Origin of the sequence: Lentihominibacter hominis, from assembly GCF_014385065.1 — a bacterium.
GTDB lineage: Bacteria > Bacillota > Clostridia > Peptostreptococcales > Anaerovoracaceae > Lentihominibacter > Lentihominibacter hominis.
Genome location: NZ_JACRTA010000003.1, coordinates 488,260 through 511,124, shown reverse-complemented (window position 1 = coordinate 511,124; position 22,865 = coordinate 488,260). Strand labels below are relative to the sequence as shown.

Annotated in this window: 23 protein-coding genes; 20 read left to right on the top strand and 3 right to left on the bottom strand. The window is 38.0% G+C overall.

Annotated features, from left to right (window positions below):
- Positions 1-258 precede the first annotated feature (258 nt).
- From H8692_RS10485 to H8692_RS10465, 5 genes are all read left to right on the top strand, one after another.
- The gene (locus H8692_RS10485; RefSeq protein WP_177267622.1) at positions 259-1,491 is read left to right on the top strand and encodes an MFS transporter; all 1,233 of its coding nucleotides are present in this window, start codon (positions 259-261) and stop codon (positions 1,489-1,491) included.
- A 3-nt stretch (positions 1,492-1,494) separates the two neighbouring features.
- Positions 1,495-2,106 (top strand): hypothetical protein, encoded by a 612-nt coding sequence (locus H8692_RS10480; protein ID WP_177267621.1) that lies wholly within the window; start codon positions 1,495-1,497, stop codon positions 2,104-2,106.
- A 69-nt stretch (positions 2,107-2,175) separates the two neighbouring features.
- On the top strand, positions 2,176-2,406 hold the full coding sequence (locus tag H8692_RS10820; RefSeq protein ID WP_243206969.1) for a spore coat associated protein CotJA: 231 nt from the start codon (positions 2,176-2,178) through the stop codon (positions 2,404-2,406).
- Entirely contained in the window at positions 2,403-2,657 is a 255-nt protein-coding gene (locus tag H8692_RS10470) for a spore coat protein CotJB (protein ID WP_187525661.1), read from the top strand. Before H8692_RS10820 ends, H8692_RS10470 begins: the two co-directional genes overlap by 4 nt.
- Before the next feature lie 3 nt (positions 2,658-2,660).
- Positions 2,661-3,257: a manganese catalase family protein gene (locus H8692_RS10465; RefSeq protein ID WP_187525660.1), complete on the top strand. Its 597-nt coding sequence runs from the start codon at positions 2,661-2,663 to the stop codon at positions 3,255-3,257.
- Between the two features lie 140 nt (positions 3,258-3,397).
- On the opposite strand, the gene H8692_RS10460 is transcribed toward H8692_RS10465, so the two are convergent.
- Complete coding sequence (locus H8692_RS10460) at positions 3,398-4,165, bottom strand: YlmH family RNA-binding protein (protein ID WP_187525659.1); 768 nt, start codon at positions 4,163-4,165, stop codon at positions 3,398-3,400.
- 135 nt (positions 4,166-4,300) lie between these two features.
- On the opposite strand from H8692_RS10460, the gene H8692_RS10455 reads away from it, so the two are divergent.
- The 3 genes from H8692_RS10455 (at position 4,301) to H8692_RS10965 (ending at position 6,798) form a co-directional block, all read left to right on the top strand.
- Complete coding sequence (locus tag H8692_RS10455) at positions 4,301-5,053, top strand: alpha/beta hydrolase family protein (RefSeq protein WP_187525658.1); 753 nt, start codon at positions 4,301-4,303, stop codon at positions 5,051-5,053.
- Positions 5,050-6,039: a B12-binding domain-containing radical SAM protein gene (locus H8692_RS10970; protein WP_346727793.1), complete on the top strand. Its 990-nt coding sequence runs from the start codon at positions 5,050-5,052 to the stop codon at positions 6,037-6,039. The genes H8692_RS10455 and H8692_RS10970 overlap by 4 nt, the downstream gene beginning before the upstream one ends.
- A gap of 129 nt (positions 6,040-6,168) precedes the next feature.
- On the top strand, positions 6,169-6,798 hold the full coding sequence (locus tag H8692_RS10965) for a DUF4080 domain-containing protein (protein ID WP_346727797.1): 630 nt from the start codon (positions 6,169-6,171) through the stop codon (positions 6,796-6,798).
- A 129-nt stretch (positions 6,799-6,927) separates the two neighbouring features.
- On the opposite strand, the gene H8692_RS10445 is transcribed toward H8692_RS10965, so the two are convergent.
- A complete protein-coding gene (locus tag H8692_RS10445; RefSeq protein WP_177270066.1) occupies positions 6,928-7,614 on the bottom strand; it encodes a YczE/YyaS/YitT family protein in 687 nt (228 codons plus the stop codon).
- 178 nt (positions 7,615-7,792) lie between these two features.
- Here H8692_RS10445 and H8692_RS10440 point away from each other — a divergent pair, with 178 nt between their 5' ends.
- Positions 7,793-10,471, top strand: a complete 2,679-nt coding sequence (locus tag H8692_RS10440; protein ID WP_187525657.1) for a translation factor GTPase family protein — start codon at positions 7,793-7,795, stop codon at positions 10,469-10,471.
- Between the two features lie 41 nt (positions 10,472-10,512).
- Here H8692_RS10440 and H8692_RS10435 read toward each other — a convergent pair whose 3' ends face one another.
- Entirely contained in the window at positions 10,513-12,513 is a 2,001-nt protein-coding gene (locus H8692_RS10435; RefSeq protein WP_187525656.1) for a papain-like cysteine protease family protein, read from the bottom strand.
- Positions 12,514-12,731: 218 nt separating this feature from the next.
- On the opposite strand from H8692_RS10435, the gene H8692_RS10430 reads away from it, so the two are divergent.
- The 11 genes from H8692_RS10430 to H8692_RS10380 all read left to right on the top strand — a co-directional run bounded on the left by H8692_RS10430 (position 12,732) and on the right by H8692_RS10380 (position 22,804).
- Positions 12,732-13,961: a CpaF family protein gene (locus H8692_RS10430; RefSeq protein WP_187525655.1), complete on the top strand. Its 1,230-nt coding sequence runs from the start codon at positions 12,732-12,734 to the stop codon at positions 13,959-13,961.
- 9 nt (positions 13,962-13,970) lie between these two features.
- Positions 13,971-14,717, top strand: coding sequence for a type II secretion system F family protein (locus tag H8692_RS10425; RefSeq protein ID WP_187525654.1), 747 nt, complete (start codon positions 13,971-13,973; stop codon positions 14,715-14,717).
- Between the two features lie 13 nt (positions 14,718-14,730).
- Positions 14,731-15,750: a hypothetical protein gene (locus tag H8692_RS10420; RefSeq protein ID WP_187525653.1), complete on the top strand. Its 1,020-nt coding sequence runs from the start codon at positions 14,731-14,733 to the stop codon at positions 15,748-15,750.
- Positions 15,751-15,804: 54 nt separating this feature from the next.
- A complete protein-coding gene (locus tag H8692_RS10415; RefSeq protein WP_177270040.1) occupies positions 15,805-15,963 on the top strand; it encodes a Flp1 family type IVb pilin in 159 nt (52 codons plus the stop codon).
- Between the two features lie 32 nt (positions 15,964-15,995).
- Positions 15,996-16,367: a hypothetical protein gene (locus tag H8692_RS10410; protein WP_187525652.1), complete on the top strand. Its 372-nt coding sequence runs from the start codon at positions 15,996-15,998 to the stop codon at positions 16,365-16,367.
- Positions 16,360-17,571, top strand: a complete 1,212-nt coding sequence (locus H8692_RS10405; protein ID WP_187525651.1) for a DUF5702 domain-containing protein — start codon at positions 16,360-16,362, stop codon at positions 17,569-17,571. The genes H8692_RS10410 and H8692_RS10405 overlap by 8 nt, the downstream gene beginning before the upstream one ends.
- Entirely contained in the window at positions 17,555-18,307 is a 753-nt protein-coding gene (locus tag H8692_RS10400) for a hypothetical protein (protein WP_187525650.1), read from the top strand. The genes H8692_RS10405 and H8692_RS10400 overlap by 17 nt, the downstream gene beginning before the upstream one ends.
- Before the next feature lie 14 nt (positions 18,308-18,321).
- The gene (locus H8692_RS10395) at positions 18,322-18,867 is read left to right on the top strand and encodes a DUF6382 domain-containing protein (protein ID WP_177270084.1); all 546 of its coding nucleotides are present in this window, start codon (positions 18,322-18,324) and stop codon (positions 18,865-18,867) included.
- A 167-nt stretch (positions 18,868-19,034) separates the two neighbouring features.
- Positions 19,035-19,526, top strand: a complete 492-nt coding sequence (locus H8692_RS10390; RefSeq protein ID WP_177270086.1) for an SPOR domain-containing protein — start codon at positions 19,035-19,037, stop codon at positions 19,524-19,526.
- A gap of 40 nt (positions 19,527-19,566) precedes the next feature.
- Entirely contained in the window at positions 19,567-20,859 is a 1,293-nt protein-coding gene (locus H8692_RS10385; RefSeq protein ID WP_177270088.1) for a replication-associated recombination protein A, read from the top strand.
- The gene (locus H8692_RS10380) at positions 20,837-22,804 is read left to right on the top strand and encodes a bifunctional 4-hydroxy-3-methylbut-2-enyl diphosphate reductase/30S ribosomal protein S1 (RefSeq protein WP_177270090.1); all 1,968 of its coding nucleotides are present in this window, start codon (positions 20,837-20,839) and stop codon (positions 22,802-22,804) included. Before H8692_RS10385 ends, H8692_RS10380 begins: the two co-directional genes overlap by 23 nt.
- Positions 22,805-22,865 lie beyond the last annotated feature (61 nt).

Sequence of the window (22,865 nt, the reverse complement as noted above, 5' to 3'; positions counted from 1 at the left end):
TTATGATCAGACAGGACTTCTTTCATCAGATATGCTGACATATGAAGAATGCGACAAGTATCTTGCATATGCTGCTAAACTGGACATCACTCTTGAGACTGAAGTTAAGCCTCTTTAATTAGTTAACTTTGAATATATGATATAATAAAAGGAGAAGATCGCATCGTCTTACGGTGCGATCACTCCTTTTTTGATTGTGGTATTTGTAAAGAAATGGTATATTTAATATATTATAATGACTTCGGAGGAAGATGGAATATGAGCAGAAAAGTGTTGCTGAATTTGGATTACGCTTTAATACAAGGTATGTACTGGGCTTTTTATGTTGTGGCAGGTCTTTTCGTATCAGTGTATATGTTAGGCAAAGGATATTCCAATACTTCTATAGGAGTTGTCATTGCGGCCGGCAATATTATAGCTGTATTTTTTCAAAGTGTTCTTGCTGATGCCACTGATAAATCGAGACGTCTGAATAACATATTGGTGATAAAGATACTTGTTGCTTTTTTATTTATTCTGACTTTATCAGTATTGGTGATCGGACACAGATCTTTGATGCTTACAATATTTTATACAGCTCTTATAGTCTTTCATACGGCGCTGCATCCTTTTATTAATTCTGTAAGTTTCACATTGGAAGAAAGCGGATATCATATAAGCTTTGGGATAGGCAGAAGTATGGGCTCTTTAAGCGCCGCAGTTTTGGGGCTTGTCATGGGATACTTTGTCACTGGTTTCGGAGTGGATGTGATACCTTTCTCCGGACTTGTGATACTGTTTTTGATGGAAGGCTTCGTTATAATGACTGATCGCTGTTATAAAAAGGTATGTAATGAAAATAATGTTTGGAATAAGCATACAAATATTAAAGATGAAGTAAATATCTCTGATAGAACCATAGATTTCAAAGAATTTATGACTGGCAATATTAGATTTGTCATTTTGAGCGCCGGTGTAGTTGCTTTATTTTTTGGAAATGTTATATTAGAAAATTTTACCATACAAATTTTAGAAAATATAGGAGGAGATACTAAACAGCTTGGAATAATTATTTTTGTTATGGCTATGCTTGAAATGCCTGCTATGTTATTTTTTGACAGGATAAGAGGTTTTTTTTCTTATACTTTCCTTTTGAAGCTGTCTGCTGTATTTTTTTCAGTGAAGATAATTATGATGTATATAGCAGATTCAATGATATTGATATATATTGCTCAGATAAACCAAATACTTGGATATGGACTAATGTTTCCTGCCATGGTGGGTTTTATAGATAATATAATGTCAAAAGAAGAAGCAGTTAGAGGGCAGGCTGTATTTACAACAGCCATAACTGCCGGAAATGTGCTTGGATGTATATTGGGAGGAAGGATACTTGATGTATCATCGGTAGAATCGCTTCTCCTTATAAGTTCTGCCATAACTGTAGCAGGAGCTGTTATTATATTTGCTGTAGTTGATAAGATAAGAATATATGAATTTAAAGAGGGATGAAGAATGAGTGAAAAGAAGGAACTGCAATATTTTAATATAGGGAAATCATACGGTGGAAATCAAAGATGGATGATGGATCCGTGGATGCATGTAGGTGGGTGTGCGGCACTGACTACGTGCGATGCTTTGATATACTTTTCTCTTTATAAAGAGAAACCACATCTTTGCCCTTATAAAGGGGATTCTATGACGAAACATCAATATAGAAAATTCGGTATGTCTGTGAGACCTTATCTTCAGCCCAGACAATCAGGAATAAAAGATATTGATACATATATACAAGGAGTAAAGATTTATCTTGAAGATATAGGAGAAGATACCATTACTGTTTCCGGGATAGAGGGAAGTGAACTTTATGAAACAGCAGAAGAAGCTATAAAAGAAAAGATAGATGTCGGAATTCCGGTGCCGTATCTAATGCTTAAGCACTATAATAAAAAGTTTGATTTTTTTGAATGGCACTGGTTTCTTGTTATAGGTTATGAGATACGTGAAGATGGGTTTTATATAAAGGCGGCTACTTACGGAAAAAGTTACTGGCTGTCTCTCAGAGAGCTTTGGGATACCGGTTTTGAAGAAAAGGGAGGGATTATACTCTTTAGTATTTTAAAGTAACAGGCAGATGCACGAAATAAATTTCTTGTCATATTATAAAAGATACTAATGTGAAAGGAGATTTTTGTTTTGAATTGTAACAACACATCTAATGAAAGATGTTCATTATATTGCGAAGATTCTGGGCGTCAGCCCGGAGGCTGCGGAGAAAACGGATGGGATTACAATAGATTTCCTGTGGGAATGACTTATACACCTATGCAGCCATGGGAAAATCTTTATGATTTGACTAATGGTCTAAGACGGGGAACTATTTTTCCGAGTCTTGATCTTTCTTTCAGTGGGGGTGATCGCAGATGACTTCCAAAAATGATTTGCTGAGACAGATACAGCAGTTTAATTTTGCAATGATTGAACTTGCACTGTATCTTGATAATCAGCCGGACTGTCAGAATGCGCTGGCTATGTATGCTCGGGTACGAATGGAATATCTCAGAGTCAGAAAAGAGTATGAGGACAGGTATGGTCCTTTGAGTTATGATGGCATTGATACTGCAGGGAATGGCTGGTCATGGCTTGACGGGCCGTGGCCATGGGAAGGAGAGGAATAGTTTATGTGGACGTATGAGAAAAGACTGGAGTATCCGGTTAATATAAAGAATCCAAACCCTGCCATGGCTAAATTTATCATAAGCCAGGTGGGAGGTCCTGACGGAGAACTTGCTGCATCGCAGCGCTATCTGTCGCAGCGGTATTCTATGCCTTATAATGAGGCAAAAGCTACACTGACTGATGTGGGAACTGAAGAACTGGCCCATCTGGAAATGGTAAGTGCTATAATTCATCAGCTTACGAAAGGTATGACGATGGAGCAGATAAAGGCAGCCGGTTTTGAAACTTATTTTGTGGATCACACAGCAGGTGTGTATCCTCAGGCTGCAGCAGGGTTTCCTTTTGATGCTCTGTCTTTTGCCGTGAAGGGAGACGCTATTACGGATCTTGTGGAAGATATGGCTGCCGAACAGAAGGCAAGGACCACGTATGATAATATTCTGAGGATGGTGGATGATCCTGATGTGATAGATCCCATACGGTATCTGAGAGAACGTGAAGTCGTCCATTTTCAGCGTTTCGGTGAAACTTTGAGAAATGTTCAGGATAATCTCAACAGTACGAATTTCTATGCGATAAATCCATCGTTTGATCTTTAATTTGTTTTACAGGAGAAAGCCTCAGAAATAGGAAAAAGCAAGCGTGGACAGGTAATATATGATAATCTAAAAAGATTATCTAATATGTTGTAAAAAATGGAGTTTTTGGACAGTTGTTCGAAAGCTCCATTTTATTTGTATCATATATATCGCTCCAATGTTATGAATATCCTGTCTTTTCTGGTTTGTCCGCCTACTTCACGAAGATATGCCTTGCCTTTTCCCCTAAGAACCAGCTTATCGCCTTCATTTACTTTTGCATTTGTTTTTTCAGTTTGGATATTGTTTATGAATACTATGCCGGAGCGTATGGCTTCAGCGGCTTTGGATCTTGACATCTGAAATGCTGATGAAATAAGGTTATCCAGCCGAAGTGATGCTACGGTATCTTTTATGAATTGGGTTTTTGCTTCAGGTATGTAAAGCTGGGATATTGGAAGTATCTCAGAAGTGAGAGTCGCTTTACCTGCTTGATTGTAATTCATGAGTATAAAATCTTTGACATCGTCCATGACGATTATATCGGCTCCGGTTTCCGTAACCAATATATCACCTACCATTTCACGTTTCAGGCCGAGACCTGTAAGTGAGCCAAGATAGTCACGATGAGTAAGTTTGCGTCCGCCTTCTGAAGCCTTTATGCGTATAACAGAGATAGGAATGTCTTTTTCATTTGCATAATCAGGGAGAAAAAGGGCAAGAGTACGTTCGGCATCTTCATATCCGCCATAGAAAACACAGCGGATATCACTGCTTTCCTGCGCTAAATTTTTAATTAAAGCATCCATCAGCGATCTTTGATGGAGATCCAGAAAATTAGTGTAAGTTATACGATATTGATTCAGGCATTGTCGGAATTTATCTTCAGCAGATGCTAAAAGTATTTTATCTTCTTTTGTTATTTCCATATTTGTATCTCCTATAATTTCATATTTCATTATATTCAACGGCAATAGACTGTGCAATGTTTTTGTGTATGGAAAGAATCGGTACTGTATGATATCATAAAAATATATAAAAAGCAGGAAACGGGAGGATACAAAATGATAAGTGGATATATAAAAAGAGAAGGTCTTTATGATATTCCATATGTGTCAAGAATAAAGGCTGACGACAGAAAGGTAGTGATTGCAGTTCATGGATTTGCCAGCAGTAAGGCGAGTCCTACTATAAATATGCTCATGGATAAATTCCCCGATGTTGGTATGGGTATAATAGCTTTTGATTTTCCTGCTCATGGTGAGAGCGTCGTAGATGGAGATTTTTTGTCTGTAGACAACTGTGTAAGAGATCTGAGAGATATTGAAAGATATACGAGAAAGATTTGTCCTAAAGCTGAGATCTGTTATTTCGGATCAAGTTTCGGTGCTTATATAACTTTAATATACATTGTGAATGATGAGCTCAGACATGTGAGAGCTTTTTTAAGAAGCGCAGCTGTTAATATGTCAGAATACTTTTTGGAGCTTACAGATCAGGAAAAATCAGAGCTTGAAAAAAATGGATATTTCGTGATAAATGACAGTTTTAGGAATTTGAAAGTGACGCGAGAATTGATCGAAGATTTGAGGCGCCACAATCTGATGGAATATTTTGAAGCGGAAGCTGTGTCACTTAAAATGATACATGGAAGCAACGATGAGGATATCGCCTATGCAAGAGCTGCTGCTTTTGCGGAAAAATACGGAATAGAGTTGGTAACTGTAGATGGAGGAGATCATAGACTCTCTGTTCCGGGAGCGCCTCAGAAAGTTTTGAATGAGGCGATAGAATTTTTAAAAGGTGATATAAAATGAGAATACTGCTGATCGCGGTAAACGCTAAATATATACATTCCAATCTGGCCGTGCATAGTTTGGCATCCTATGCAGCAAAAAAGATGAAATATGACAGAACATGCTTTGAGATACCTGAAATAGAGATCGCTGAGTATACTATAAATCAGCCCATGGGAAAGATTTTATCTGATATATACAGGAGAGAGCCGGATCTTATTTTGTTGTCCTGTTATATATGGAATAAAAGAGAGATAGAGGAACTGACTTTCGATATAAGGAAGATAATGCCTTTAAAGCATCTTTGGATAGGAGGTCCGGAAGTTTCTTTTGATGCAGAGAATGTTTTGGATTCAATGCCGGCAGTAAAAGGGGTAATATGCGGCGAGGGGGAAGAAACTTTTTACAGATTGGCTAAAGTATATGGACGAGAAACAGAATGCGATAAACTTGATAAGGATTTGGCGGATCTTGAAGGAATAGTTTTCAGAAATGATGAAGGAGAGATAATAAGTTGCGAGGGTAAAGCCCCTATCAATCTGAGCGATGTGCCGTTCCCCTACGAGAATCTCAGCGATTTCAGCAACAGAATAATATATTATGAAAGCAGTAGGGGCTGTCCTTTCAGGTGCAGTTACTGTCTTTCGTCAGTGGAAAAATCTTTGCGTTTCAGGGATCTGAAACTTGTTAAGAAAGAGCTGGGGCATTTTCTTAAAAACAAAGTTCCTCAGGTCAAATTCATAGACAGGACATTCAATTGTGATCACAGGCATTCAACGGAGATATGGGATTTCCTCAGAGAACATGATAATGCAATAACTAATTTTCATTTTGAAATTGCCGGTGATATCCTGACAGATGATGAGCTTAGTTTGCTTGAAAGTATGAGACCGGGACAGATCCAGTTGGAAATAGGTGTTCAGTCTACTAATGAAAGAACCCTTGATGAAATAAACAGACCTATGGATTTTAAAAGACTAAGACAGGTTATAGGACGTATAAAATAATCAGGTAATATCCATCTTCATCTTGATCTGATCGCAGGGCTGCCTTTTGAGGATTATAACAGTTTTGCAGAGTCTTTCAATGACGTTTTTTCACTGGAGCCTCATCAGCTTCAGCTGGGATTTTTGAAAATGCTTAAAGGTTCGCCTATAGAAAAGGGTGTGTCTAAATATGGTATGAAATATACTGAATATCCACCTTATGAAATACTTGAAACCAAGTGGATATCATATGATGAACTGATAAAGCTGAAAACCATAGAAGAAATGGTTGAAGTGTATTATAACAGTGGTCAGTTTATGAACACACTGAAATTTATCCTTCAATATACGGAAAGCCCTTTTAGGTTATTTGAAGCCCTTGCGATGTGGTATGAAGAAAAGCGTTTGGAAATGCTGAATTTTTCAAGGAATCAGCGGTATGAAAAACTTTTGGAGTTCGGATATGAATATGTTCCGCAGGAAAATACAGATATGCTGCAAAAAGCTATGATATATGATTATTATTCAAGAGAAAACGTTAAAACCAGACCTGCTTTTCTTGGAAAAGACAGTGTTGAGAAGGATTTCTCTAAAGTTTTTTACAGCAGAGAATCACGGGAACATAGGTATTTGTCAGGAGGAAGATATGATACTGACGATCCTCGTCTTCTCAGAAAACTTACACATCTTGAGAAAATAGATGACAGATACTATTTATTTGATTATACGAAGCGTAACCCTATGAACAATAATGCCAAAATAACAGAGATAATGAAGTGATTACAACTTTACTTATATCGTTCGGCTTTAAGTGATGAGAATAAAGATAAATTTTTATTTTTGGAATTTCATATAAAAAAGCTGGCACATAAACTTATATACTAATGTGTCAGCTTTTTATATATTATTTTATTCTAATGACATAGGCATATGATTATTGCCTATGGCCAGCATCATCTTATTGTGGAAGAAATAATTAAAAGCAGCTATACATCTTCCTACGCCGATCATGCCTATTATTGTTCCTATACCGACACCCACTAAGTGTCCGCTGGCAATGATTCCTATTACAGCAGTTACTGCTACACTGGAAAAATCTATAAAATTTTTGCCGAATCCCAACCCTTTTTCGAGAACGTCACCTACTGTTTTAGCCAGTCCATCGGCAGGATTAGGGATCAGATCCATAGAAATCATCATTGAAGCCCCTATTCCGGTCATTGCAACTGCTATAATGAGCATGATGACTCTTATAAAAAGAGAATCGTCCTGAAGACCGGAAAGGCTGATGAATGTATCATAACCATCACCGAAAATGTCCAGAAATAAACTGAATACTATTGAAAGAGGTATTTGCAGAAGATCTTTCATCTGCCTGTTTTTTCTTTTTAAAATGAATTGAAGTACAACAAAGAACGAATATAGTATAAAAGTCATAGCAGGGAAACTGAGATCCCATATTTGAGAAACTGAGTAAGGCAATGAGATCAGCGGAGATACTCCAAGAGCTGTTTTTGTGTTTAAAGTGATTCCGGCTGAAAGTAAAATAACGCCCAGTACATAAAAGAAATAACGATTTAATTGTTGCTTGTCCATGTTTTCACCCTTCTAAAAATTTGTCTTGCTAAAGACCATACATATTTATTATACGCAAATAAGGACATTGTTTCAAGTAGGCAAATTGATTTGCTCTTCAGTTTTCGTGCAAAATCGACTTCTGATTGTTTCTATGTTATAATTACTGAATTATAACATAGAAGGAAGGGGCTTTCCGATGAATAATACATTCGGGAATAAACCACAGAGTCATATTTGTATAGGTCTTTTGGCTCATGTTGATGCAGGTAAGACTACATTGTCAGAGGCATTGCTTTTCGAATCCGGAGCAATAACAAAACTGGGAAGAGTAGATCATCAGGATACTTTTTTTGATACTGATTTCCAGGAAAGAGCCAGAGGGATAACTATTTTTTCAAAACAAGCTGAAATGGAATATGGCGGCAGGACATTCATGCTGCTGGATACTCCGGGTCATGTGGATTTTTCCGCAGAAATGGAACGGACACTGCAAGTTCTTGATTATGCTGTGTTAGTTATAAGTGGCAAAGACGGTGTGCAGGGGCATACTGTTACTTTGTGGAGACTGCTGAAAAAATATGGAATACCTGTATTTATTTTCGTTAATAAAATGGATCTCGGCGGTGCGGAAGAAAATGCTGTTATAAATCAGCTCCAGTGCAGCCTTGATGAGTGCTGTGTAAAATTCGGGAGTGATATCGGCGGAGAATGGATGGAACAGGTGGCTGTATGCGAGGAAGGACTTCTTGAAGAACTTATAGATACGGGATCTATAAGTATAAGGAGTATTAGGAGAGCTATATCAGACAGAAAAATATTCCCGTGTTATTTTGGTTCAGCTTTAAAACTTGAATGTACAGATATATTTTTGGACGGACTGGCAAAATTCTGTTCGGATAAAACATATCCTGATGAGTTTGGTGCAAAGGTGTATAAGATAACCAGAGATATTCACGGCGGCCGCCTTACACATATGAAGATAACAGGTGGCAGTCTCCATGTAAAAGAATCTGTAAAAACTTTGCCGGAGGGCTGTGAAGAAGATCAGGAACAAAATGAAAAGGTGGAGCAGATACGAATATATTCCGGGAAAAAGTTCAGAAATTCAGATACAGCTGTTCCGGGCGATATATGCGCAGTTATAGGGTTTAAAAACACATATGCAGGTCAGGGATTGGGATTTGAAGATGAAGCTTCGGAACCGCTTCTTGAATCTGTTTTGATGTATCGGCTGGGGCTGCCGCAGGATATAGATATTCATAAAGCATTTGAGAAGCTCATGCTGCTTGCCGAAGAAGATCCGCAGCTTCACGTTTCATGGGATCGGCAGCATGAGGAGATTCAGATGCAGCTGATGGGACAGGTACAGACTGAAATACTGAAAAATATTATCAAAGAGAGATTTGGATTTGATGTAGAGTTTGGGCAAGGTTCAATAACGTATAAAGAGACCATAAAGGATCCGGTAATAGGAGCGGGGCATTTTGAACCGCTTCGTCATTATGCAGAAGTTCATCTTCTTATGGAGCCGGCAGAAAGGGGCAGCGGGCTTACGATTGATTCTCGATGCAGTGAGGATGTGCTGGACAGAAACTGGCAGCGACTTATTATGACTCACCTTGAGGAAAAAGAACATATCGGGGTTCTTACAGGTTCTCCGATTACGGATATGAAAATAACGGTACTTACCGGTCGGGCTCATCTTAAGCATACTGAAGGAGGAGATTTCAGACAGGCTACTTACCGGGCGCTGAGACAGGGCTTAAGAAAAGCCAATAATATACTTTTAGAACCTTGGTATGAGTTTAGACTCGAAATACCTACAGAGGTGATAGGCAGAGCTATGTCGGATATACAGAGAATGAGTGGAGAAATGGAAGATCCGGAAACATTCGGACATACAGCGGTTATCTCAGGCAAGGCCCCTGTTTCGGAAATGAAAGATTATGCTGTAGATGTGGCTTCATACACTAAAGGCCGGGGAAGGCTGTCATGTTCTCTGTTGGGATATGAAGAGTGTCATAATCAGGATAAAGTTATAAATTCTGTAGCTTATGATCCTGACAGTGATCCGGATAATACAGGTGACTCTGTATTTTGCATCAATGGATCCGGTTTTACAGTAAAATGGGATCAAGCAGATAGATATTTGCACATACAAAGAAAATCTTTCTGTGACGATGACATCGGTTGCAAAGAGTGCGGTTTTTCAAAACCATCTGTATATAATCTTAATTCAGGCAAGACGATGGGAATGGGTAGGAGTCAATCAGAGGAAGAAGAGCTGGATAAGATATTTGAAATGACTTATGGCAAACCAAAATCAAGAAAAATAATACCTAAGAAAGAGATTATTCATGAGGACAAAAAAAAGACAAAGCCTATTAGGATTACTGAAGAATATCTATTGGTAGATGGTTATAATATAATTTTTTCATGGGAAGACTTAAAAGAATTGGCAAAAATAAATATGGATTCGGCCAGAGCGGCGTTGATAGAGATATTGTCTAATTACCAGGGGTATAAGCGATGCCGTGTTATAATTGTATTTGATGCTTATAAGGTAAAGGATGGGAAACGACATGTAGAAAGATATAATGAAATAGATGTAGTATATACTCGTGAAGCAGAAACAGCTGATATGTATATAGAAAAAACAGCTCATGAAAAGAGTAAGGAATTCCATGTAAGAGTCGCCACTTCTGACAGACTTGAGCAGATGATAATAACGGGAAGCGGAGCATTTAAAATTTCTGCCGATGAATTTCGATTGGAAGTGCAGCAGGCCAGTACGGAGATAACAAAGTTCATAGAAAATCATAATATGAAAAACAGACAGCAGAACAGAAATGGGATAGTGATTCCAAAGATATAGAAAAAGACGGTTTCGTATAATGGAAACCGTCTTTTATATGATTAATTCAGATCAAGAGCTTTTACAACATCTTCATGTTGTGATTTAGGAAATGCTACTATGAATTCATTGTGCATGTTATCCTCATCATAGCTTGAATACCATCCATAGACCAGGCGTTCGAAACTTTCGATAACGTAACCGTCTTGGTTATGGTCTGTAGTGTCGTATGCATCTGCAAGGATAAGGACGTCATCCTGTGTTGCGTCAGGGGTACCCATGTCGTCATACCCTACAATAACCTGCCAGTGTCCGCCCCATTCATCCCATCCTATCATTATAGGGATATCGTTTTCCAGAAGATAAGGGATCAGCCCATACCAGTCTTCTGTAGTGCCGGCCTGCAGACAGTAATCTCCTATGTAGGACTCTTCTCCTTCAGGATCATCAAGATCCTTGTTTGTAAACCAGATCCAGTCTTGATCATGTTCTTCGTTCATGTAGGTGAATATTTCCTCCATTCCGCTCAGATAAGTGGCTCCTGTATCTCCATCCTGCCGATGTTTCGCCAGACTTACATCTGTTTCTCCTTCGGACATATTAAACCAATTCATCACCATAGCTGCAGAGGTGGCTCCGCAAGTCCATTCGGTAGATTGCTGGAGTGTTTTGAAATGAGTAAGTATTTTCAATGTATCGTTGCTTTCCATATTATAAAAATCGAAGAATTTGTAATATGGCGAATAGTTATGATCGCCTGAACGTTCATAGCCTCCTGTAGCTGCGCCTGCCAAGCCGTTATCTCCCAGATATTCTGTATCCGGATAGTATTTTTTGATATCTTCAGCAGTCTTTCCATAAGACATTTTATTATCATCTGTGAATACGCCGGCATTATCGTAATCAGTATTTATACCGTCACCTATAGTCTGTTCATATTTCCAGCCTTCAGCAGGTGCTGCTGTTATAAATTTAGTTCCGGAAACTTCTGAATCCATAGTGAATAAGCCACTGGAAAGTCTTTCGTAAGATTCGATGGTATAGCCGTCGTTATCTTGATCTGTAGTGTCATATGGATCCATGATGATGAGAACATCATCAAGAGTATCTTCCGTTCCCATATTATCGTATCCGATGATCGTCTGATAATGAGCGCCATATGAATTCCAACCAACTATGATAGGATGCCCCTCCTTTAATTGGTTCTGTATCCATTCAGGGTCATAAAGAAGCTCGGCTCCGTCTTTGTCATCGGAAGTAATGATATCCCATTCTCCTGTTATTCCGAGATCAGTCAGTTTATGGAAGACATTGACCATTTCATCAAGGTCTGTTCCGCGAGCAAACTGATCTCCGTCTTTAGCGCCTCTAAGGGCGGCCAGATCCAGATCATTAAGACCATCTCTCACGCCATACCATTCGAGGACACTGGCGATAGAAGATAATCCGCATGTCCAGCTGGTAGTTTGCAGATAAGTTTTATAACCTGTAAGCATTGTGAGGGTATCATTTGAAGTCGCATGATAATAGTCATTGTCGGACCAGTAGTTTATTTTGTTAACATTGGCAAAATCTGTCGTACCGCTGTAATCTCCAAGTTTGAATCCGGAAAGGATACGTTCACCCATAGGGATTCTGTATTCTGCCGAAAAAACCTTTTCGCCCGTTTCATCATCAACGGCAGGATCGGAATCTATGCCAGCACCTTCAATCCATGCGGCATCTTCATCCCAGAAATCTGCTTTGTCCTCATAAGGAACAATTTCGACTTTTCCGGCAACGCCATTTTCATCTTTCTCTGAAAGTTTGGTGAAATTGCCTACTATAGTTTCTTCAGATAGTTCGCTTTCTTTGAATTTTTCGCTTTCTGCATCCCACATGACTACTTCGGCGTCATCACTTATCTCTGTAAAATTTATGAGATTATCGCTGTATTCGCCTGTCAGTATGAAATGTTCGGGAGCAGTCTTGTCGGCTTCAGCTTTGTTGCTGCTGCCGCAACCGTAAAGACCGAACATCAATACCATTGAAAGAGAAACTATAATTGCTGTTAATTTTTTCATTTTTTCTATACCCTCCTTCATTCTCTTAGTTGTAAAATTCATTATATATTGAATATTATAAAAATTCAATATATATAATAAAATTTATAGTGTAAATAAAAAGATTGCGAATGAAAAAAGCTCTTTAATGCATATATGTCGAAATTTGTCGAACAGAATTAATTGTAAAAAATTTACAAATGATGTATCATATCATTGAAAGGAAAAAAATGTTAATTATGGAAAAACATGAAAAAGAACAAAAAGGTTTTTATCAGCCTGAGGATATAAAAAAATATTTATCTGAAGTGAGACTGATGATAACAGATTCGGAAGGAAACTTAAGCGATGAAGAGGCTCTTGAGAAAATAGAGATATTTGTTTTTTCTCTGGAAAAAGCCCAGAGCTGTAGCCATAGAGAAAACAGAATGCTGATAGAACGTCTTTTTCTTTCTCTCAGAAGAGAGATGGACATATTACAGCCATATGTGGAAGATAAATCAATATCAGAGATAATGGTAAATGGAAAAGATCATATCTTCATAGAAAGGAATGGCATTCCCGAACGAGTAAAACTTACTTTTGACAGTACTGAGGATTTGGAGGAGCTGATAAGGCGCATAGCTTCAAGAGTACATAGGGAAATAAATGAGCTGAATCCTATCGTTGACGCCAGACTTTCGGATGGCTCCAGAGTAAATGCCATATATAAAAATATTGCTTTAAATGGCCCTATTCTTACTATAAGAAAATTTCCTGAAAATGTAATGAAAATGGAAGATATGATAAAAAGCGGAACAATAACAAAAGATGAAGCGAATTTTTTGAAGGCGCTGGTTATTTCAGGATACAATTGTTTTATATGTGGAGGAACTTCATCAGGAAAGACGACTATGTTAAATGTGTTGTCACAGTTTATTCCTATTCATGAAAGGGTGGTGGTAATAGAAGATTCCGCAGAACTTCAGATAGAACAGGTAGAGAATATAGTCCGGCTGGAATGCAGGAGCGCCAATGTTCAGGGAAAAGGAGAAGTTGATATGTCACACCTTGTAAAAGCAAGTCTGAGAATAAGGCCTGATCGCATTGTCATAGGAGAAGTAAGAGGAAAGGAGGTGATGGATATGATACAGGCTCTCAATACAGGTCATGACGGAAGCTTAAGCACAGGCCATGCGAATAGCATAGAAGGTATGCTTAAAAGGCTTGAGGCAATGTTTCTTCAAGCTGCAGATTTTCCTGTTGAAGCTATAAGGAGTCAGATAACTGAAGGGATAGATGTAATGGTACATATGAGCAGAATGAAGGATGGAAGCAGAAGAGTTCTTGAGATTGCGGAGCTTGAAGGTTTGAAAGATGGGAAAATAAAAGTCAATTCCCTTTTTAAAAGAGGTAGAAGACTGGCAGACAGTAAGCTTTTGCATTGTGAAAAATTGTATCTGGCAGGATATAACGAAGATGATTTTTAGGGGGATGGCATGGTACGTGATTACTCTGTATATGAATTGTCGGTTAAAGAAAGGTTACTTTTTTATTTGGTAGGGTATGTATGCATATTTGTTGTCGTTTATCTTTTTTACCACAGCATGATATTGTCTCTTGTATCGGGGGTATTGGTACATAAGGCTGTTCCATATTTCAGAAAACGTATGGCAGCCAGGAGATTAGCTGTGTTGAATATACAGTTTAAGGACATGCTGTATTCATTATCCGCCTCTGTGGCAGCCGGCCGTCAGATGGAAGACGCTTTGATAGAAGCGGAAGAAGATCTTTCATCTATGTATGAAAAGGATGAGCCAATTATGAAGGAACTGAGGCGTATGAAAATAAGTATGACAGAAAACAAAGAGAGCGATAAAGCATTACTGAAAGATTTCGCTTCAAGGAGCAGAAGCGAAGATATAAATAATTTCGTGCAGGTATATATCATCTGCAGGAATATGGGAGGGAATTTAGAAAAGATAATAGGACATACGACGGAGATATTGACAGATAAGATGAACATAGACAGGGAGATAAAAACCATAACTTCTCAGAAGAAAGTCGAGGGCAGGATAATATCTGTAATGCCGCTGCTGATGTTGCTGATGTTGAATATTTTTTCCTATTCGTATATTGAACCCTTGTATATCACATTAACAGGAAGAATATTGATGACGGCAGCATTGGCAGCTACATTTTATGGAATATGTCTGATGGAGAAAATTTCAGAAATACGGGTTTGAGAGGGCAACAATTATGGGGAGTAATAAAGGCAGTGGGATTACTAAAGAGGCAGCCGCTGAAAATGCAAGAAAGCAGATTACAGCAGTAGTGATTGCAGGAATCATCCTGCTGATTATAGATTTGATTATATCATTTTCCGAAAAAGATATACAAGTGATGGAATCGGGCGGACAGTTATATGTTACACGCCCCATGGAGGGGCAGAATTCAAAACAGCTGATGTTCAAGGTGAAAGTAGTTGGAAAAAAAGATACATTGGAAAAAAAGATGGGTGTCACTATAAAATCTTACGACGATAAAAGCAAAGCGGAGAAAAAAGAACATGATGAAAGCTTTGAGAGCACTGAACGTGAACAAATCGAATCCGGGCTTAGAAATACAGTTTTGCATTTGAACAGTGACAGAACAGAAAGTAAGGTAAAACTTCCGGATACCCTCGATACAGGGCAGAGAATTTCATGGGAAATTCAAGATAACATGTCGTCTAATGCTGTTCCGATAACAATTCTTATAATTATGATTGCCTTTTTTATCTATAAAAACAGATTTGCTATGATAGAGAAGCAGAAAAAGAAGGATGGTGAATCAGTTATAAGGCAGCTTCCTGAATTCGTAAACAGACTTGTTCTGTTGCTTAACGCAGGGCTTGTTCTCACAAGTGCTTTTGAGAAATCAATAGAGGAAAGTTTTGACTCGGAAAATGAAGGAGATTATTTTTACAGAAGGCTTAGGGAGATATATACGTCGTGTAAAACTGCCAATGGTTCGATGCACAGTGAATTAAAAACGATGGCTAAGGAGTGTGGGGTAAGGGAGCTCATGAGAGTATCCAATATAATAAATGATAATGTCAGAAAAGGGGTGCAGCTTACTGATAAACTTCATGCAGAGAGTGAGTTGTTATGGTTGAGCCGTAAGAAAGCCTGCGAAGAAAGAGGTCGTCTTGCGGAAACGAAGCTTACTTTACCCCTTATGATATTTCTGATGGTACTGATAGTTATAACAATTGCGCCTGCTTTACTGGAACTTTGATTATTTTGAGACGGGAAAAGATACAAAAACAGAACTGAGAATGGAGGAAAAATCGTGAAATTCAGTATTATAAAATTTAAAAGCAAAAAAGGAATGGAACTTGTGCAGGTAGCCATCCTGGTTGCATTGGCAGTAGCACTCGGACTTATATTCAAAACAGAAATAACTGATTTTGTAAATAAGACATTTGAGGGATTAAGTGATTTTAATTGAAAATAGAAAACAGTAAGAGGGGAAGTTATATAATGGAGGCATCAATAGTGCTTCCGATGATTATATTTGCTGTCATAACTGTGGTTTTAATAATTATGTTTTTTTACAGTCAGATTACAGATCAATGCAGGCTTCATATAGCTATAAGGAGTGAAGCCGGAGCAGCCACAGGCAGAACTGTATATTTTGGAGAGGATGAAAATGATTTTAATGATGAAATAGAAATATATACGGATAAGAAGCTCACAGGATGCGAGGTGAATGGGAAAAAATATCTTATAATGAAATACAAAGGAATTCTGGAAAAGAAAGGCGTGTTTCTTGTCACGGGAAAATGCACAGGCACTGACGGGCCTGCCTATGTGAGATATCACAGACTTATGGAGGATATGAGGAATGAATAGTAAAAGGGGAAGCAGTGCGGTATTCCTTATGGTGATATTGGCTGCTCTGATATCTATAACATTATCCCTCATATATGGAATCAGAGAAGAATGTGTGAAAAGCCGTACAGATGGAATAATGAGCTTGGCAGGCGATTCAGTTATGTCTGAATATAATTATCATATTCAGGACGAGTATGGCTTATTTTTCCTTAAGGGAAATGACAGACAAATGGAAGAAAAACTGATGGAATATGTAAAATATTCGATAAATGATATGAGAGCTGTGAAAGTTGAGAGTATAAATGTTTCGGGAAGCAGATTTTCTGCGGCCAATATTGATCTGATAAAAGATCAGATTTTGGAATATATGGAGTTGGCGAGTGCTGAAGGCAGGTCCGATGTACGAAGGAGCGATACAGAAAAGGAAAGAAGTGATGAAATATCAGAAAACAGAATTTTGAAACATGGTCCTACTGCTGTGTCGCTTCCTTCTGCGGCAATTCCCGATAAAAGTTTGACTTCAACAGCGGAGTCGGCAGCAGATAATATAAAAGAAATAAAGAATGTTTTTAAAAAAGGGACAGATACATATATGATAAATCAGTATATTCTTAAACATTTTAATAATAAAAATAAAACTATAAGCCATCAGCATTTTTTCCGAAATGAAGCGGAATATATATTAGGAGGAGAACTTTCCGATGGAAAAAATGAGAAATGTGTTGATATGGCTTTAAAAGCAATGCGGTTTCCTTTGAATTTGGCCCATATATACAGCGATCCGGAAAAAAGAGCAGAAACTTTTGCTTTGGCTGAAGTGATGACTCCGGGGGCAGCAGCACCGGCTACACAGGCAGCTCTTGCAGCGACATGGGCATATGCTGAATCTGATAATGATGTAGAATTGCTTTGGCAAGGATATAAAGTCCCTGTGAATAAAGATAAGACTATATGGGCCATAAATCTGGATAATGCTGTAGAAGGATTGACAGGGGGAACTATAAAGCCAGATGCCAATAAGGGTTATGACTATAATCAGTATCTTCAGATATTGTTGTTTTTTAAAGACGAGAATGTAAAAATAAGCAGGATACTTGATCTTATACAGATCAATACAAGAATGATATATGATGGAGATTTTTTAATAAATGAACATTCAGTGGGAATAACGATAGAGGCAGAGGTTAATGGTACATATTACGGATATGAGAAGAAGTATTAAGGGATTTTATACATTGGAAGCTGCTGTTTTTCTTCCTTTTGTAATATTAGCAATATTGTCTCTTGGTTATTTCATTAAAATTGAGGGGCTTTGGGAAAACTGTATACACGGAGCCATAGATGAGAGTTCGGTGATAGCTTCTAAGTCATATAGTCCTGTAGAAACGATGATGATTGAGGAGAAAATAAAGAATCGTGTAACAGAAGATAATAAAGAACTGGATACAATAGAAGTGGATAATATAAGAATTATGCATTCGGATTTTCATAATGACAGTTTGATTTCATATGAGATGAAAGCATCAGAATACGTTGAATTTCCGCTGATTTTCAAGAAAGAGTTTACCATGACAATCAAAGTGAAGTTCAGAGGGTTTGTCGGAAGAAAAACCGACGGAAGTCCTCTTGGTGCTTCAGGACTTGAAAACAGTCAGGCGCAACAGCCTGTATGGATATTTCCCCAGTCAGGCAAAAAGTTTCATAAGGAAAACTGTACATATATAAAAGCTTCTGTAAGTCCTGTGATACTCACAAGCAGTGTCAAAAATAAATATGACCCATGTGGAATCTGTAAATCTGGGGATCTCAATTCAGGAAGCATGGTGTTTTGTTTCAAAAGTGACGGCACTTCATATCATAGGGGAGTATGCAGATCTATAAAAAGAAGATGTGTAAAAATTGATAAAACCGAAGCGGAGAAAAAAGGTTATAGAAAATGTAGCAAATGCGGTGGATAAAAGGAGAAGAGGTTATGTGGGAAAACAAGGAATTCAGAATAAGGCTTGAAGAAAATTCTATGAAAGATTTTGAAAAGATAATGCTTACTTCCGGAGAGTGCAGTATTTTTATACCTATGGGTTTTATAAGAGAAGGCAGTGGAGAATACGGAAGTTATAACTGCAGCGGATTTGCACCTCTAAACAGTTATCGTATCGAACGTACTGAAGATGCGTTATATATTTTGGAAAATGTTCTGTTAATTTTAAAAAGATCAGTTGAGTATTTTATTGATCCGTCAAAAGTAAAGATTACAAATGAAACTGTTTTTTACAATAAAGATACGGGACAGGTCAAAATAGCTTATGTACCTCTTTTAAAGGAAGAGATGAATCTGAAAAAAAATTTGGTTAAATTTATAGGACAGTTAAAATCAGAAATTCGCGATGATAAAGAGAATTATCTTGTAGAAGCAGCTAAGTATATTTATTTCCATAATTATTATTTGCGGGAGATGATAAACAAGGTGGGGGTTTTGAAAAGGCAGGTATATACTGAGGAGAATGCCGGAAAGTCTTAAAACTGAAAGATATATAATTTTATTATATGATGTTTTGAAGCTTTGGCATTTGAAAAAAGTTGTAGTATAATGTAGGATATATTTATTTAACATCTTGTCTTATATTGGAATAAAGCTCTCGCTTTTTTAATAGTATTTAATATACTATAGGAAGAGAGGGAAAAGGAATGCGAAAAAAAAGGCGTCCAAGAAGTTACAGGAGCTCACAGAGAAGGAGTGTTAAGCCCAACTTTATACCGGTCATACTTATTCTCTGCCTATCTGTCGGATGTGGATACGCTACAGCAAAATATGTTGTTGATCCGGTAGTCAATTATGTTCCACAGCTTACTGCAGAAAATGAGAAAAAAACAGATGAGGAGAAAACGGACGGGACCAAAAATACCGACAAAAGCAGCAACGGATCGAGTGTAGTAGAAGATGATATAAAGGTTCAGGAAACTCAGGTAGCCGGATATGCAGTACAATTTGGCTGTTATTCCAGCAAAGCTGCTGCAGAAAGTGCCATGTCTTCGTTAGGTATTTCCGGTCTGCAGGTTATTGAACAGAACAAGATGTATAAAATCACAGGAGAGATATTTGACAGTAAGGATAAGGCGAAGGAAGCTCTTAAATCATCAGGTGTCGACAAAGCTTTTGTGACAACGATATATAAATAAACCGTCTTTAGAATAAAAAACATCAGGAAAAGGAATAAGAATGATACCATTATCTACCAGAATGAGGCCTTCAAAGCTTGGAGAGTTTGTTGGACAAACTCATTTTATGTTTGAGGGATCGCTGTTTTATAATTCTATAAAAAACAGAACCTTTGATTCCGCCATTTTTTTCGGACCTTCGGGTACAGGAAAAACCACATTGGCGAGACTTATAGCAAAAGAAATAGACAGCAGTTTTGTCGAGATAAACGCCTCTACTACAGGGACTAAGGAGTTAAAGGTTATTTTGGATAATGCATCTACAAGATTTTATGGTCTTCAGCAGGAAACTACATGTCTTTATGTAGATGAAGTACACAGATGGAACAAATTACAGCAGGATTCATTACTTAAAGCTCTTGAAGACGGTGTTATAAAGTTTATCGGAAGTACAACCGAGAATCCATATTTTTCTGTAAATAATGCTGTGATAAGCCGTGTAAGAAATATATATGAATTCAGAAGGCTCGAGACGAATGAAATTTTATCTATATTGGAAAGAACCCTTAAAGATAAGGAAAAAGGCTTTGGTGGACTTGACATAAAATATGATGACGATGCACTTCGTATACTGGCAGATATGAGTAATGGAGACTGCAGAGTAGCTTTGGATACTCTGGGGTTTATTGTGGATAATCTAAGCGAGGGAAAAGTTATAGACAGGAAGATCGTAGGAGAAGCTATGCAGAAGCAGACTACGTTTTATGATAAAGAAGAAGATAAATATAACCTGCTCTCGGCACTTCAGAAATCTGTAAGGGGAAGTGATCCTCATGCAGCAGTTCATTATCTGGCGAGACTTCTTGAGGGCGGAGCGGATATAGTTATGATAGGGCGAAGGCTTATGGTAATGGCAAGCGAAGATATAGGTATGGCTTATCCGAATGCTGTTACTATAGTTACTTCATGCGTTCAGGCAGCGCAGATGGTGGGATTGCCGGAGGCAAGGATCAATCTTGCTCAGGCCGTAGTATTAATGGCCTCGTGCCCTAAATCCAACGCTTCGAATGAGGCACTAAATAAAGCTTTGTCTGATTTGCACAGCAGAAAGATAGATGATGTTCCTGATCATCTTAAAGATTCCCATTATAAAGGAGCTAACAGTTTAGGAAGAGGACTTGATTATAAATATCCTCATTCATATGGAGGTTATGTGACGCAGCAGTATTTACCGAATAATTTATATGAGGAACGAGTTAAATACTATTTCCCTACGGAAAACGGAAGTGAAGGATCATTTAAACGATATCTGGAAGAATTGGAGAATATAGATGAGAAAAATAATAAGAGCTGAATATGCCGGATTTTGTTTTGGTGTAAGACAGGCTATAGAAAAGGCTGAAGAAGCTGCGCGAAACAGTATTGGCGATATATTTTCCATGGGATCCTTGATCCATAATGAAAGAGTGACGCAAGATCTTGAAGCAAAAGGGATAAAGATAATCAATAATCTGAATGAAGTCAGTGAAGGGGATAAGGTTATAATAAGATCCCATGGTGAAGGGAAAAATTTTTATGACGAGGCGGATATAAAAAAAATACAGCTTGTAGATGCGACATGTCCATTTGTGGCAAAGATACATAATCTTGTTCATGATACAGATAAGCAGGTGGTTATAGTTGGTGACAAAGAGCATCCGGAAGTAATGGGAATATTCGGATGGTGTAGGAAGCCTGCTCTTGTGATCAGCTCATACGATGAAGCGGCAGCGATAAAAGAAGATGATCTTTTTGTAGTAACTCAGACGACTATAAGAGAAGAGGTGTTGTTTGATGTAATAAAAGCACTGGAAGATAAAAATAAGGTGTTTCATGTCAATAATACTATTTGTAGTGCGACAACTAAACGGCAGAAATCATGTGAAAAGCTGGCAAAAGAATCAGATATTATGATAGTCATAGGCGGGAGAAAAAGTTCAAATACTAAAAAATTATGTGAAATTTCCAAAAAATTCTGCAAAAATACCTTTTTTGTTGAAAATATTAAAGATTTACCGTTGAAAGAACTTCAAAAATGTAATAGAATAGGAGTAGCGGCAGGTGCTTCGACACCTGAATGCACTATTAAGGAGGTTATTGCCAGAATGAGTGATGTTACACTTGAAAACAATGAATTGAACATGAACGATCTTATGGACGAAATAGAGAAGTCCCTGAGATTACCGAGAGGTGGCGAGATCGTCACAGGGAAGGTTCACCAAGTTACTGACAAAGAAGTTATTGTAAATCTAGGATGCAAAAAGGATGGAATTCTCCCTATCTCAGAGGTGAGCTTGGAAGAAGGGCAGACTTTATCAGACGCTTTTAAAGTCGATGACGAGATCCAAGCGAAAGTTATAAAAACAGACGATGGTGATGGCGGCATCTTGCTTTCAAAGAAAAAGTTGGAAATCAGCGCTAATTGGGATGAAATTGTCAAGGCGCTTGAAGATAAAACAATACTTGAAGTTAAAGTAACTAGACCGGTAAACGGAGGAGTTATTGCTGAATATAAGGAAGTCTCAGGATTCATTCCGCTTTCTCAGCTTTCCGATCATTATGTTGAAAATGCAGAAGAATTTGTTGGTCAGACTATGGAGGTAAGGGTTTCCAGAGTAGATCAGAGAAGAAACAGAGCTGTATTTTCACATAAACTGTTCCTTAATGAAGAAAAGGATAAGCTTGTTGCGGAAATTTGGGAAAATCTCAATGTAGATGATGTTGTTGAAGGTACCGTAATGAGATTTACCGATTACGGCGCATTCGTAGATATCGGCGGAATAGACGGTCTTCTTCATATTTCAGAGATATCATGGGGCAGGCTTAAGCATCCGCAGGAAGTTCTCAGCATAGGCGAAAAGATCAATGTGAAGGTACTTTCGATGAATGCAGAAAAAGGAAAGATTTCGCTGGGGCTTAAGCAGAATCAGCCGGAGCCTTGGAGCGTGATTGATGAGAATTATCAAATTGGACAGGTTATCGAAGGAAAAGTTGTTCAGATTAAAGAATACGGCGCTTTTGTTGAATTGGAACCTGGACTTGACGGACTCGTACATATTTCCGAAGTAGCTCATAAGAGAGTCGGAAACATAAATGATGAACTTGAAATTGGGCAGACAGTTACTGCTAAGATTCTCGAAATCGATAAAGACAGAAAAAGAATCAGCCTAAGCATCAGAGAGACGATAGATCCTCCTACGGAGGAAGAAGCTGCAGCACAGGAAGTTGAAGAAGCAGCTGAGATTGCAGAAGAAGCATAGAGCGAACATGATAAAAAATTCAGGAGATGGCGAACCATCTCCTGTTTTTTATCATGAAAGA